This is a genomic window from uncultured Aggregatibacter sp. (assembly GCF_901873365.1).
Taxonomy (GTDB): Bacteria; Pseudomonadota; Gammaproteobacteria; order Enterobacterales; family Pasteurellaceae; genus Aggregatibacter.
Map to the genome: position 1 here is coordinate 21002 of NZ_CABFLM010000137.1, position 14691 is coordinate 35692.

The 14691-nt window shown below is 44.5% G+C and carries 13 protein-coding genes and 1 riboswitch; of the genes, 9 read left to right on the forward strand and 4 right to left on the reverse strand.

Features of this window, described 5'->3' with window-relative positions; genetic code table 11:
- Positions 1-16 precede the first annotated feature (16 nt).
- The 7 genes from QZ106_RS10430 to QZ106_RS10460 all read left to right on the forward strand — a co-directional run bounded on the left by QZ106_RS10430 (position 17) and on the right by QZ106_RS10460 (position 6230).
- Entirely contained in the window at positions 17-1426 is a 1410-nt protein-coding gene (locus QZ106_RS10430) for a GspE/PulE family protein (RefSeq protein WP_295976740.1), read from the forward strand.
- Positions 1419-2657 (forward strand): type II secretion system F family protein, encoded by a 1239-nt coding sequence (locus QZ106_RS10435; RefSeq protein ID WP_295976741.1) that lies wholly within the window; start codon positions 1419-1421, stop codon positions 2655-2657. The genes QZ106_RS10430 and QZ106_RS10435 overlap by 8 nt, the downstream gene beginning before the upstream one ends.
- Positions 2654-3346, forward strand: coding sequence for an A24 family peptidase (locus QZ106_RS10440; protein WP_295976742.1), 693 nt, complete (start codon positions 2654-2656; stop codon positions 3344-3346). Before QZ106_RS10435 ends, QZ106_RS10440 begins: the two co-directional genes overlap by 4 nt.
- 52 nt (positions 3347-3398) lie before the next feature.
- A complete protein-coding gene (coaE, locus tag QZ106_RS10445) occupies positions 3399-4019 on the forward strand; it encodes a dephospho-CoA kinase (RefSeq protein ID WP_295976743.1) in 621 nt (206 codons plus the stop codon).
- Positions 4012-4224, forward strand: a complete 213-nt coding sequence (yacG, locus tag QZ106_RS10450) for a DNA gyrase inhibitor YacG (protein ID WP_295976744.1) — start codon at positions 4012-4014, stop codon at positions 4222-4224. The genes coaE and yacG overlap by 8 nt, the downstream gene beginning before the upstream one ends.
- Positions 4224-4490 (forward strand): GNAT family N-acetyltransferase, encoded by a 267-nt coding sequence (locus tag QZ106_RS10455; protein ID WP_005704566.1) that lies wholly within the window; start codon positions 4224-4226, stop codon positions 4488-4490. The genes yacG and QZ106_RS10455 overlap by 1 nt, the downstream gene beginning before the upstream one ends.
- Before the next feature lie 147 nt (positions 4491-4637).
- A riboswitch (glycine riboswitch) is annotated at positions 4638-4753 on the forward strand.
- A 103-nt stretch (positions 4754-4856) separates the two neighbouring features.
- Complete coding sequence (locus QZ106_RS10460; protein WP_295976745.1) at positions 4857-6230, forward strand: sodium:alanine symporter family protein; 1374 nt, start codon at positions 4857-4859, stop codon at positions 6228-6230.
- 52 nt (positions 6231-6282) lie between these two features.
- On the opposite strand, the gene QZ106_RS10465 is transcribed toward QZ106_RS10460, so the two are convergent.
- The 4 genes from QZ106_RS10465 to nanQ all read right to left on the reverse strand — a co-directional run bounded on the left by QZ106_RS10465 (position 6283) and on the right by nanQ (position 11195).
- Positions 6283-6492, reverse strand: a complete 210-nt coding sequence (locus QZ106_RS10465; protein WP_295976746.1) for a YnbE family lipoprotein — start codon at positions 6490-6492, stop codon at positions 6283-6285.
- Complete coding sequence (locus QZ106_RS10470; protein ID WP_295976748.1) at positions 6489-9224, reverse strand: YdbH family protein; 2736 nt, start codon at positions 9222-9224, stop codon at positions 6489-6491. The genes QZ106_RS10465 and QZ106_RS10470 overlap by 4 nt, the downstream gene beginning before the upstream one ends.
- Position 9225: 1 nt before the next feature.
- On the reverse strand, positions 9226-10518 hold the full coding sequence (locus QZ106_RS10475; protein ID WP_295976749.1) for a dicarboxylate/amino acid:cation symporter: 1293 nt from the start codon (positions 10516-10518) through the stop codon (positions 9226-9228).
- A gap of 206 nt (positions 10519-10724) precedes the next feature.
- Positions 10725-11195 carry an N-acetylneuraminate anomerase gene (nanQ, locus tag QZ106_RS10480; protein WP_295976750.1) on the reverse strand — a complete coding sequence of 157 codons (471 nt, stop codon included), beginning with the start codon at positions 11193-11195 and terminating at the stop codon, positions 10725-10727.
- Between the two features lie 273 nt (positions 11196-11468).
- On the opposite strand from nanQ, the gene pnp reads away from it, so the two are divergent.
- Together pnp and nlpI are read left to right on the forward strand one after the other, a co-directional pair.
- Entirely contained in the window at positions 11469-13598 is a 2130-nt protein-coding gene (gene pnp / locus QZ106_RS10485; protein ID WP_295976751.1) for a polyribonucleotide nucleotidyltransferase, read from the forward strand.
- Between the two features lie 89 nt (positions 13599-13687).
- Positions 13688-14593 (forward strand): lipoprotein NlpI, encoded by a 906-nt coding sequence (nlpI, locus tag QZ106_RS10490; RefSeq protein WP_295976752.1) that lies wholly within the window; start codon positions 13688-13690, stop codon positions 14591-14593.
- The last annotated feature ends 98 nt before the right edge of the window (positions 14594-14691 follow it).

Genomic DNA, 14691 nt, shown 5'->3' on the forward strand with positions numbered 1-14691 from the left:
ACAGGGCGGTGGCTTGATGCAGCATTTGGTGGAATCTTCCTATACGATCCGTAGCCAACAAGGCGATCTATTTACGATTACGCCCGAGTTATGGCAACAAAACCAACAGCAGCAAATCGTCCTTTTGCGTTATTTGGCGCTACCATTAAAAGAAGAACCACAAAAATTATGGCTAGGGTTGGATTCCTTAGCCAACCTTGCCGCTTGTGAAGCGTTTTCCTTTTTAACAGGGAAAAATATCGAGCCGGTACTCATTGAACCTGCCGTGTTAAAAAAGGCCTTGCAGGATTTAGTGCCACATCAAGAAAAACTCGATGAAAATCAACCGCTCTTGTATTCTGTCACACCGCAGGAACAACAAGAACAATTCTCCGATGAACCGACGATTCAGTTGCTTAACCAAATTTTTGAAAACGCCACAACAAAAAAGGCCTCCGATATTCATTTAGAACCGCAAGCGGATTTTTTACAAGTCCGTTTTCGTATTGACGGCGTATTGCAAGTACAAAACACCATTGCGCAGACTCTCGCCAACCGACTGATTTCCCGTTTGAAATTACTGGCCAAATTAGACATCAGTGAAACCCGCCTGCCGCAAGACGGACGGTTTCAGTTTAAAACGACATTTTCCGATATTTTGGATTTTCGCTTATCCACGCTCGCGACGCATTTTGGCGAAAAAGCCGTATTGCGTTTACAACAAAACCGCCCCGTGCAACTGGCCTTTAGCGAACTGGGTATGACGGAGCAACAGCAACACACATTTCGTCATGCACTCAGCCAACCGCAAGGGTTGATTTTAGTCACAGGCCCCACGGGAAGTGGCAAAAGTATTTCGTTATATACGGCATTACAATGGCTCAATACCCCCGATAAGCATATTATGACGGCAGAAGATCCCATTGAAATTCAATTGCCGGGCATTATCCAAACTCAAGTGAATCCTCAAATTGGCTTGGATTTCAGTCGTTTGTTACGCACCTTTTTGCGTCAAGATCCCGACATTATTATGTTAGGTGAAATTCGTGACGAAGAAAGTGCTGCCATGGCTTTACGGGCGGCGCAAACCGGGCATTTGGTATTATCCACGTTACATACCAATGATGCCCCTTCGGCTATCTCACGTTTACAACAACTTGGCATTCAACAACACGAAATCGACAGCAGTTTATTATTGGTGATCGCCCAACGCTTAGTGCGTAAACGATGCCCAAAGTGCGGTGGAAATGCCACGCGTTTTTGCGATTGTCATCAAGGCTACAAAGGTCGAATCGGTGTTTATCAATTCCTTCAGCCTGATGTGTCACAAACCCAGGGTTATCAATTAGATTTTCAGAATTTATATGCCAGCGCATTAGAAAAAGTGACGTCGCAAGTGACGGATTTAGCAGAAGTACAACGAGTATTGGGGCAACCGAATGCGTAAATTGAAATTATTCAAATGGCGTGGAATCAACCGCTTACAGCAAAAGCAGAAAGGCACTATCGTGGCGGAAAGCGCCGTGATGGCACAACAACAGCTGATGTCACGCGGTTTACAACACATTAAACTGCAACAAAATTGGCAATTAAACAGCAAGCCTAAAAACGCCGAAGTCTGTGCGTTGCTTTCTCAGTTGGCGACCTTATTACAAGCGGCAGTTCCGTTAAAAAATAGTCTGCAAATTTTGTTACAACAATGCACTAATATTGCGCTAAACGCTTGGTTGCGCCAACTTTTAAAGGATATTGAAAGCGGTTTGGCCTTTTCCCAAGCCTTAGAAAAACAAACTGTAGAAAAACAAAATCAATATTTGACCTATCAAGATCGCCAATTGATTAAAGTCGGTGAAATGACGGGCAAGTTACCCACCGTATGCCATGAAATCGCGCAACACAAACAGCAGGCATTGGCGTTACAACGCAAGATTCGAAAAATTCTGCTTTACCCGGTATTAGTGCTTGGCATATCGCTGATTTTAACCGCACTTTTACTGCTTTTTATCGTGCCGCAATTCGCCGAGATGTATGACAACAGTAGCGCGCAACTCCCGACTTTCACCCAGGTGCTACTCACACTGTCGCAAGGATTACAGGATTATTGGCTGCATCTGTTAATTTGTATTACGTTGACTATTCTGTTTATTCGCGCCCGCTTGAAACACTCCCCTTGGTTTAATCGGCAAAAAAGTCGATTCATCAATGCCATGCCTGTGTTGAATCGCATCGTGCAACTTTCCCGTTTGGTGGGATTTAGCCGCAGTTTATTTTTAATGTTACAGGCAGGCGTGCCGCTGAATCAGGCTTTGCAGTCGTTTCTGCCACAAAATCCAAGTTGGCAAAGATCGCCAAACGTGCAAGGCGATTGGCTGTTAATCGAAGAAGTGCAATCCATTTTACACTGGCTACAACAAGGTTATGCCTTCTCCGCCAGTGTGAGCGGTCATATTTTTCCGTTGGCGGCACAACAAATGCTACAAGTGGGCGAACAAAGTGGTCAGCTCCCCAAAATGTTGCAATTTATCGCCAACGACCATCAACAACAATTGGACTATCAGATCGATCTGCTGTCACAAATGCTGGAGCCGCTGTTGATGGTCATTATCGGTGGGCTTATCGGCTTAATTATGCTCGGAATGTATTTGCCGATTTTCAATATGGGCGCGTTAGTGCAATGATAGGCATCGCATTTGTCTTCACTGGCTGGCTTATAGGGCGCGTGATTTATGGCTATGTGCATCGCTTCGCCTTCCGTTTAAGCCAAGAAATTCATGCCGCCTATATTGAAATTTACCCAAAAAACCCACCGCACTTTGCGCCGGAGAAATCCATATTGACGCCCATGAAAAGCAAGATTTCCCAACCTTATTACTGCCTCTTTTTTGCCTTGTTATTTGCCCTTTGCTATTGGCTAAACGAAGACATCTTCACGGCAATATGTTGGGCGTGTTTTTGTAGTTTATTATTCGCCATCTCGGTGGTGGATGGGTATTACCGCTTAATTTCTCCCGCCCTGTGCCAAAACCTGTTTGCCCTCGGATTAGGCGCAGCCTATTGGCAAATTACGCCCCTTACACTGGAACAAAGCTTACAAAGTGCGGTCATTTTTTTCGGTGTTTTTTCTCTTATCTACTACGGCGCCAAAGGGTATTACAAACAAGAAGCCTTCGGGCGTGGCGATTGCTGGCTCGCCTTGGGATTAGGCACGTTTTTCTCTTATGAGCAATTACCTGCCTTTTTATTACTTGCCTGCCTTTCGGGCTTGGTTTATGCGCTTTATGGCAAGCTAAGCAAACGCCACTTAACGACCATTCCTTTCGGTCCGTTTCTTTCCTTGTCCGGCGTACTGTGTCGGTTGCTTAATTGAAGCCATGGCCTTATGATCTACACATTCTCAATAGGCTTTTCAGGAAATCAACATGACTTATGTGGTAGGTCTCACAGGTGGAATCGGTAGCGGCAAAAGCACCATCGCCGAATTATTCGCCGAACTTGGTGTACCGGTTATTGACGCCGATATCGTGGCGCGTCAGATAGTAGAAAAAGGCTCGCCTTTGTTACAACAAATCGTTGCACACTTTGGCACGGAAATGCTGTTAGAAAACGGCGAACTCAATCGCGCCGCCTTGCGGGAAAAGGTGTTTAATCACGAAACCGAAAAGCAATGGCTGAATCAATTATTACACCCCGCCATTCGCACCGAAATGCTTAACCAACTGGCACAACAACGTGCGCCTTATTGCATTTTTATGGTGCCTCTATTAATAGAAAATAAACTGACCGCACTTTGCCAACGTGTGTTGGTAGTGGATGTGAGCGAACAAACCCAACTGACTCGGGCAAGTCAACGCGATAACAATCAATTGGCGTTAATCAAAAATATCATGCAATCGCAAGTCAGCCGCTCGGAACGCCTACAACACGCCGATGATGTCATCAATAACGATGCAGATTTAAGCGAAAGCCTGCCGCAGTTAAAGCAAAAAGTGTTAGACTTGCACCATCATTATTTACAACTTGCGGAGAAATTTAATGACTGACGAAACCTTTAGCGTGCCTTGCCCGATTTGTCATAAACAGGTTGAATGGTCGGAACAAAGCCTCTACCGACCATTTTGCAGCAAACGCTGCCAGTTAATTGATTTGGGCGAATGGGCGGCGGAAGAAAAAGCGATTCCTTGTGATACCGCCGATTTTGCCGAAAACGGTTTATTCAATGAAGACAGTGATTGGGTGAAACACTAATGCAAATTCAACATGAAGAAAATCACGCGCAAGGCGCCTTTTTTATTTTAGATGATCAACAACAACGCGTTGCGGAGTTAACCTATTATTTTATCGATGAAAAAACGATTAATGCCAATCATACTTATGTGTCCGAAACCTTGCGCGGACAAGGTGTGGCGGATAAGTTATATCAAGCGTTGGTCGCTTTTATTCAAGAAAATCAACTGAAATTAGTGCCAAGCTGCAGTTATATTGCAAAAAAATGGCAGCGGGATAACCCGTAAGATTGAGATTCTAATATTATCTTGTTAAAATCTATCGCACTTTATGTGCAAACATAAATTGTTCGGATGAAGGTAGCTGGAGAGCGGGGAATTGACCCCACGCCGACGAGGTAAAATCTTTCAGGCGCGATGGCAGGGACTGTTACTGGACGAACCCTTGGAGAGATCCGTGTGCAACATTTAGCACTCACGGACGCCGAAGGCGCAAAGAAGCCATAAAAAAGGCTTTTCAAACGCTCAGGCAAAAGGACAGGGGCAGAAGATTTCGGTTGGTATAACGCAATTTCATTGTGTTATTTTCTATTTTATCTATCCGCAAAATTCTTTTCGCCTCCTTGTAATCAGGTTATTTACGAGGAACCTCAAATGTCATTAGAAGACGTTTTATCTGCAATCAACACTTTCGTGTGGGGTCCGCCCCTCCTTATTTTATTAGCCGGCACGGGATTATATTTAACGCTGCGGCTGGGTTTCATTCAAATCACACAGTTACCGCGCGCATTGCGTTATTTATTCAAGCGAGATTCCGGTCTTCAGCAAAAAGGAGATGTGTCCTCTTTTGCCGCCTTGTGTACCGCCCTTGCCGCTACCATTGGTACGGGAAATATCGTGGGGGTTGCCACAGCCGTGCAAGCCGGTGGTCCAGGCGCCATTTTCTGGATGTGGTTGGTCGCATTACTCGGTATGGCAACCAAATATGCGGAATGTTTACTGGCGGTGAAATATCGCGTGCGTGATAAAAACGGCTTTATGGCAGGCGGTCCGATGTATTACATTGAACGTGGTCTCGGCTTAGGCTGGTTAGCCAAATTATTTGCCATCTTCGGCGTATTGGTGGCTTTTTTCGGCATCGGCACCTTCCCGCAAGTGAATGCGATTACGCAAGCCATGAACGACACCTTCAGCGTGCCGATAGAAATGACCGCTGCTATCATTACCTTGCTTGTTGGGTTAATCATTCTTGGTGGTGTAAAGCGCATTGCGTTGGTGTCATCTTACATCGTCCCCTTTATGGCGGTATTTTATGTGGCGACATCCCTCATCATCATTTTATTAAATTTAGATAAAATTCCGACCGCACTTGGCCTGATTTTACACAGTGCCTTTAACCCTGAGGCTGCATTGGGCGGTGCTCTGGGTTTCACGGTAATGAAAGCCATTCAGTCAGGCGTGGCGCGAGGGATTTTCTCCAATGAATCCGGCTTGGGAAGCGCACCGATCGCCGCTGCTGCCGCGCAAACTAAAGAACCGGTGCGTCAAGGGCTAATTTCTATGACAGGGACGTTCCTTGATACCATCATCGTCTGCACTATGACGGGAATCGTATTAGTGCTTACCGGCGCATGGCAGGCGCCGGGCATGGCGGGTGCTGCGGTGACGAACTATGCTTTCTCACAAGGGTTAGGATCCTCTATCGGTGCGACCATTGTTACCGTTGGCTTATTGTTCTTCGCCTTTACCACGATTCTAGGCTGGTGTTATTACGGTGAACGCTGTTTTGTATATTTAGTCGGCATCAAAGGCATTAAGCTCTATCGTATAGCATTTATCATTTTAGTCGGCTGCGGTTCATTCATTCACTTAAACTTAATTTGGATTTTAGCAGACATTGTGAACGGCTTAATGGCGATTCCTAATCTAATCGCCTTAATCGGGTTGCGAAACGTGATTATTGAAGAAACCAAAGATTACTTTGCTCGTTTGAATACCCATAAATCCGATCTTGACGGTATGGCGTAAAGACAAAAAAGCGGGGCTGAAAGCCCCGTTTTTTATGATACCTTGCGGTGTTTTATTTAGACTTGCGTTTAGCCGCCTCTGCCGCCGCTTTGGTTTTTTCATCCATTTTGACGCTGATATTATGATCTACCACCACATTCATATTAATGGTGATGCCCTCTTTAGGGGTTTCTAATTGAATGGTCGGATTACAACCGGAAAGCAGGAGAGAAACGGCAAGCAAGCCCCAAAAGTGCGGTGATTTTTTCAGATGTTTTTTCATTGTTCTAAGTGTCGATAAAGTTGATATTGTAAATTTTGTTCAAATTGCGAGCCGTAGTCAACCATATCCCAGAGCTCAAACATATTCTCTTGATGGGTGTAATTCAAGGTAATCGGATGATGAGGCCGTCTAGTAGGATTAAGCCCCGTGATCGTAGCCCCCAATGTCATGTTTCCGTCAGGCGTCAAATTCAAGTTAGCGTGAGATTTTTCCAATTCCATTTCTTTTAATAAATCCACTAACATCCGCTCTGTTAAACCGCCTTTTTTCAAACTACTCACCATATTATCGTGAAGTTTAATCTTCAATTTTCCGGCTTGTTCAAGACGTCCGTTACAAATTAAACAGGAATTATGCCCTAACCAGAACGGCAAGGAGGCATTAACCCGTCCGCTGACGCTCACTTGGTTATATTGTGCTAATTCCATCACTTGCGCCAAATCAATGTTGTCAAAACGCAGCACGGCTATTTTGCGTTGCGGGAAACTCAAACTGGGCACGCTAAGCAAACCGTCAAACACGCCGACCTTCACTTTTTGTAAGGTTAGTGGTTGCTTGACGGAGTTAGGGTAAGTCCCAAATACATCAAAAGCCGCTTCACGTATGGCAAGCGCACCCACGCGGATATTTTTCGCTGCGACCTGAATCGGTTTTGTGCGTGCGGTTCGCAGGGCAAGTTTTTGATAATTTATTGGAAAACGAATCGTCAACGCTTGAATTTCTCCCTCGGGGAAGGTAATCCCAACATTGCGCAAATTAAATTCGCCCTGTAACGCCACGCCATCCTCGTTAATCACAAAATCACTGCCCCCTTGAATGCTGCCATGGCGAATAATCCATGACCATTGTTGTGGGAATAAGGATTGGAACACTTTCGCCGATTGCCCTTGCCAGCGAATGTTGCCATTCAGTGCCTGATTTTCATAACGGGCGGTAACGTCAATCGGGCCAAGCGCACCGGCTTTTAAATCCCCTGCCAAATTGAAATTATCGATACTTTTTCCTTCAATCCCCACACCAAATACCGGACGAACAAAGCGTCCGCCATACGCAAATTCAATCCACTCCGTTTGGGCCTGGAGTAGCCCGCGAAGATGCGCTGCTTCATAATCCCAACGTAGGCGATCTTTCAATTCCAATGTCAAAGGTGCCATTTTCACTCCACTGGTATGCACATTGCCGGAATGGGCAGAAAGTTGATTTAATTCAATATGATCCGCTTCCCAAAAGCCCACACCTTTTATGTTCACCGGCGTATTTAAAGAGGTCCAGTGCGCCTCACCGTCAATCGTCCAATCCCAACGGTTCGCTGCACGCATTTCTGCCGCACGCAGGTTTTGGTGTTCATCGCGCAAATCGAACACGGTTTTAATTCCGGCAATAAACTCGTGCGCCTGTCCATCAAGCTTTAAATTTAACTGCTTAAACTGTGGGGTGAATCCTTGTAAAGTGGCTTGCAGACGTCCCTCTAAACCATAGCGTCCCACTTGTATGTTATCCAACGGCAGGCGTGCATGAATTTTGGTATCAGGTTGTACGTTATCCATTTTGAACACGGAACCGGGGCGGAACAGTAGCGTAGGTGCCTCAAAAACACCGCTAATATGGTAGTCTAAATTGGTTTGTGCCACGGTGTTGTTATAACGCAAGTCACCGCGCGTTTTGAGATCAAAGTTCAGTTGATTTTTATCCGCACCGCCACCAATTTCACCTTTTTTACCCGATATCACAATTTCGCCTTTGCCGAATTCACCAAAGGTTTGCACGATCACATCCACATCGGTTTCCAGCGGCAACCAACCCTCTTGCGGTTTACGCAAGGCTAAACCGAAGAAGCCTTTGATCGGCTGATAACCGTCAAACGTCCAATAAAATGTTCCCCAGTTAATGGCTAAACCATTGGCAGTAAACGTAAAAGGCACATCTAATAACGGTTTATCACGGCTTAAATCCTGTGCGTTGATTTGTCCTTTCTCACCGTTCCAGCTCAATTGAAGCGCGCCTTTGTTCACACTAAAATCGGCATTTTGCCAATCCAAGCGTAGCTCGCCTTGCTGCGGTAATTGAGACAGATCTTCTTGCAGTTGGGTAGAAAAATGCAAGTGATAGGTTTGTCCGTCAAGAGGTTGATAATCGGTTTGTCCCTGCCATTGGAACGAATGGTTTAGGCGAGCAAGCGTCGATTGATGATGTAAAATCACATGATCATCATGAGTCTTCGCATTGGCAGTTAATTGCAAACGATGACCGTCATAATTTGCGGTTGCTGCAATATCAGCATCCAACAGCGTACGTACCCTAGGTGGTACATCCAGTGCCTGGCTATTCTCCAATCGAAAATGCTGAACATTTACCTCTACAGACGGGAGAACGGAAAAAAGTGCGGTCAAATTTGGCGATGTTTTTGTCTCATCAGAGGAAGGCAGCTGATTGAGGCAGTCATAATCCACCCCGGCATGCGCCACGTCAAGTTGACGAAGCTCCCACCAATGAAGACGCACATCACTGAATGTCGCCAAAGTACATTGCCCTGCCCGAATATCCAGTTCTAGCAGTTGCAAACCGGTGAGGTGTAAATGCCATTGTTCAGGCAGTTGCAAGGCATAATCTGGTGCGAGGAAGCGGTTAACCCATGTTTCGACTTGTTTCGGCGTGATCCACCACGGTAACGCGAAAATGATCGCCACCGTTAATACTATCAATCCAAGTAAGCAACTGCACCATCGCTTCATACTATTTACCGTTCATCGCTAACGCTAATTTTTCTTTATCCAAGGCATTTTCCCAGCGCGCCACAACAATGGTCGCACAGGCGTTACCCACCAAATTCGTTAACGCACGGCATTCGGACATAAAACGATCAATTCCCAAAATTAACGCCATGCCCTCAACCGGCAGCCCTGGAACCACGGAAAGTGTGGCGGCTAATGTAATAAAACCGGCACCGGTTACGCCGGCAGCGCCTTTTGAACTTAACATCGCAACAAACAACAAGGTAAATTGCTCGCTAATGGAAAGATCCGTATTGGTGGCTTGCGCAATAAATAATGCGGCCATTGTCATATAGATATTTGTACCGTCCAAATTAAAAGAATAACCGGTCGGCACCACTAATCCCACCACTGATTTTTTACAACCGGCCGCCTCCATTTTTTGCATTAAGGTCGGCAACGCGGCTTCTGAGGAGGACGTTCCTAAGACTAACCACAATTCTTGCTTAATATAGCGCACCATTTTCAAAATAGAGAAACCGTTATAACGTGCGACCACGCCTAAGATAAAAATAATAAACAACAAGGATGTAATGTAAAACGTCACAATTAAAAGCATCAAATGGCTAATGGAACTTAACCCGTATTTTCCCACGGTGAACGCCATCGCGCCTAATGAGCCTAAAGGGGCGACTTTCATCAAAATTGACACCACCTTAAACATCGGCGCTGTCGCAAGTCGTAGGAGTTCCGTAATAGGCTGCGCTTTGTCGCCCACCGAAGCCAATGCCACCCCAAACAACACGGAAATAAACAAGACTTGCAGAATATTACCTTCTACTAATGGGCTTAATACGGTGGTAGGAATGATGTTCATTAAGAAAGCCGTTAGCGTGCTATCCTGCGCTTTCGCAACGTATTCTGACACTTTTTCAGAGGTTAACGACGCCGGATCAATATTTAATCCTGCTCCAGGTTCAATAATATTAGCCACAACCATTCCGATCACAAGCGCCAACGTCGAAAAGGTCACAAAATACAGCATTGCCTTTCCGGCAACCCGCCCAACCGCTTTCATGTCGTTCATACCGGCAATACCGGTAACGACGGTCAGAAAAATCACCGGTGCGATAATCATTTTAACCAGCTTAATAAATGCTTCACCTAACGGTTTTAAACCGGCACCGAAATCAGGAAAAAAATTCCCTAATAAAATACCGATAATAATCGCAATAATGACTTGCACGTATAAGCTTTGATAGAACTTCGGTTTACGCGGTGGCATCGCCTGAGATGGGGCATCAACGCTTAACATAGACTATCCTCGTTTTGTGAAAGTGATGGGCGCCTTTTGCCCGCAAAAAAGCAGGTAATTTATCTGCTAATTAAATTAAACACAATCTTTATTTGTTTACGTTACGATGATTTACGCATTTCGCTGATTTTCATTGAAAAATATCAAAATAGGCAATAAAAAATGCGCTTAACATTAAGCGCATTCTAATGATGAATTGTCGTCCTTTACTGGATTAACTCAACCGGCACTTTAACCACCAATTTTTTAATCTTGGCGGATTGACCATTCACGTTACAACAAGGTTTATGGGGTTCATAAGGATAGAACACCGCAAACATATTTGGCACTAATGTAATCGTGCTTTTGTTGTCGATTTCTTGGGTAAGTTGGTAATCGTCATCTTCGTGATAGGCTTCGTATTTATTCAAGTCAGGATAGGTTGCGCCGACTTCAATATTTTCCACACCACGAATCAGGACTTGAATATCCAAATAGTTATGGTGCAATTCTGCTTTTTTGCTCGCAGCTTCAGCCAGTTCAGGTTCCATCACGTTCATATAAATTTTGTCAGTAATATCATGACGACCAACCTCTAATTTTTCTAAATCCAACCCTTTTAAATACTCACAGGTTTCGGCAATGACTTTCGGTAAGCCAAGTTTAAAATCGGCGCGGGTTAAATCTCCAATTAACATGTTTCCTCCTTTTTTACTTTGAAAACTGGAGTGATTTTATCATCAACCTTATTTTTCAGATAGTCATAAATGGGAATTGCGTAAATAAAGTTACCCATCAAGGCAAAAGCTCTGTATAATGCCTGAGTTTTATTTTCTAAATTAGCGTGCGGCTAACAAAAATGATTTTCCGCGAAGTCGCCAAGAAAAGTGCGGTCGGTTTTAAGATTATTTTTGCTAGTCGCAAATTGGAAAATAAAACATTGTGATTACTCATTTAAAAAGGAAAACATAGTGAATCCAATTGTTAAACAATTTAAATACGGTCAACATACCGTAACCTTAGAAACCGGCGCTATTGCACGTCAAGCTACCGCCGCCGTCATGGCAAGCATGGACGATACGACGGTATTTGTTACTGTGGTGGCAAAAAAAGAGGTGAAAGAAGGGCAAGATTTCTTTCCATTAACCGTTAACTATCAAGAGCGTACTTATGCCGCCGGTCGTATTCCGGGCGGTTTCTTCAAACGCGAAGGTCGTCCGTCTGAGGGCGAAACCTTAATTGCCCGTTTAATTGACCGTCCGATTCGTCCGTTATTCCCGGAAGGTTTCTTTAATGAAATCCAAGTGGTTGCGACGGTTGTTTCTGTGAATCCGCAAATCAGCCCGGATTTAGTCGCCATGATCGGTGCGTCTGCTGCGTTGTCTTTATCCGGAGTACCGTTTAATGGCCCAATCGGTGCGGCGCGTGTCGGTTTTATCAACGATCAATTCGTATTAAACCCAACCATTAACGAACAAAAACAAAGCCGTTTGGATTTAGTGGTTGCTGGTACAGACAAAGCCGTATTAATGGTGGAATCCGAAGCGGATATTTTAACCGAAGAACAAATGTTGGCTGCGGTGGTTTATGGTCACCAGCAACAACAAGTGGTGATTGAAGCCATTAAAGAATTGGTTGCTGAAGCCGGTAAACCACGTTGGGATTGGGTTGCACCTGAACCAAACACTGATTTAATCAATAAAGTGAAAGCGTTAGCTGAAGCGCGTTTAGGCGATGCGTATCGTATCACTGAAAAACAAGCTCGTTATGAGCAAATTGATGCGATTAAAGCGGACGTTGTTGCACAAATTACCGCTGAAGATGAAGAAGTCAGCGAAGGAAAAATTATTGATATTTTCACCGCACTTGAAAGCCAAATCGTGCGTGGACGTATTCTTGCCGGTGAACCGCGTATTGACGGACGTACTGTTGATACCGTTCGTGCATTAGATATTTGTACCGGTGTGTTACCGCGTACTCACGGTTCCGCAATCTTTACCCGTGGTGAAACACAAGCCTTAGCTGTTGCCACGTTAGGGACTGAACGCGATGCGCAAATCATTGATGAATTAACCGGTGAGCGTCAAGATCACTTCTTGTTCCACTATAACTTCCCTCCGTATTCTGTGGGTGAAACCGGTATGATCGGTTCACCAAAACGTCGTGAAATCGGTCATGGTCGTTTGGCGAAACGCGGTGTGGCAGCAGTGATGCCAACCTTAGCCGAATTCCCGTATGTGGTACGTGTGGTATCTGAAATTACCGAATCCAACGGTTCTTCTTCTATGGCTTCCGTGTGTGGTGCTTCTCTTGCGTTAATGGATGCCGGTGTGCCGATTAAAGCGGCGGTTGCAGGTATCGCAATGGGCTTAGTGAAAGAAGATGACAAATTTGTTGTGCTTTCCGATATTCTTGGTGATGAAGACCACCTAGGTGATATGGACTTTAAAGTGGCTGGTACGCGTCAAGGTGTAACTGCACTGCAAATGGATATCAAAATTGAAGGTATCACCGCTGAAATCATGCAAATTGCATTAAACCAAGCGAAAAGCGCACGTATGCACATTCTTGGTGTGATGGAGCAAGCGATTCCGGCGCCACGTGCAGATATTTCTGATTTTGCACCACGTATCTACACCATGAAAATTGATCCGAAGAAAATCAAAGATGTGATCGGTAAAGGTGGTGCGGTGATTCGTGCATTGACCGAAGAAACTGGTACTTCCATTGATATTGATGATGACGGTACAGTGAAAATCGCTGCGGTAGATAAGAATGCCGTACAAGATGTGATGGCACGTATCGAAGACATCACTGCTGAAGTAGAAGCGGGTGCCATTTACAAAGGTAAAGTGACTCGTTTAGCCGATTTCGGTGCATTTGTTTCTATCGTAGGTAATAAAGAAGGCTTGGTTCACATTTCTCAAATTGCGGAAGAACGTGTGGAAAAAGTCAGTGACTATCTACAAGTAGGACAAGAAGTGATGGTTAAAGTGGTGGAAATCGATCGTCAAGGTCGTATCCGTTTAACCATGAAAGAACTTGCTCCGAAAGCAGAAACTGCTCAACACGTATCCGATGATATTGTAGAGCAGGCATAATTTAAATTTATTCAAAATGTTACGGTACATTATGTGCCGTAACATTTGTTTTTCAACAAGCAATACTCTGCTTTAAGGCTTATAAAGAAATGACGCAACGTAATGGGTTGTCTAATTTCGTGATTTTCCTAACTATTTTATTTTCAGTCTTTGTATTATCAGGCTGTGTCGGCTTGAGCAATACCTTTGTGTCTAAAAATAAAGTCGTGTTAGCCGAACAAAATCCAAGCCAGCATTTTGAACAGGAAGTCATGATTGTTCGGATTAGTCAGGTGTTGCTCGTTGGAAAAATGAGTAATGAAGAACGTGCTTCTCTCCATTTTGAACGGGGCGTGCTGTACGATAGTTTGGGGCTTTGGGCTTTAGCGCGTTATGACTTTACTCAAGCACTTGCATTGCAACCAAAAATGGCGGCAGTGTATAACTATCTAGGGCTTTATTTATTACTGGATGAAGACTATGACGGCGCATTAGAAGCCTTTAATACGGTTTTCAGCCTCGATCCTGACTATGAATATACCTTCCTTAATCGAGCATTAGACTTCTATTATGTGGAACGGTATAACCTCGCCGAACAGGATTTCTTGGCATTTTATCAACGTAATAAATCGGATCCTTACCGCGTCTTGTGGCTGTATTTGAATGAATTAAAATTCAAGCCAGCTGAGGCGCAAAAAAATCTGGCTCAACGTGCCGTTGGGCTTTCTCAGGATTATTGGGGTACCTACATTGTCCAGTATTATTTGGGCAAATTGTCAGTTCAGGAACTACAGGCTAAAGCGCAGCAGTTTGCAACAAAAACTGCGACGCAATACGCAGAGATTCTGACTGAAACCTACTTTTATCTAGCAAAACAAAAACTCAATATGGGACAGGTTGATGAGGCAGAGACCTTATTCAAACTGGCTGTTGCAAATCAGGTGTATAACTTTGTGGAGTATCGTTTTGCGGTGTTTGAGCTATCGAAATTAGGACAACAGGCTCAAGCAGAATAACGGTGAGCATGGCTCAACCGGCGATGCGTTGTAAGACGCAAAACGACACATTGTAATTAACCTGAAAGCGTCTATTGAGCTTTCCTTTTATACATTCG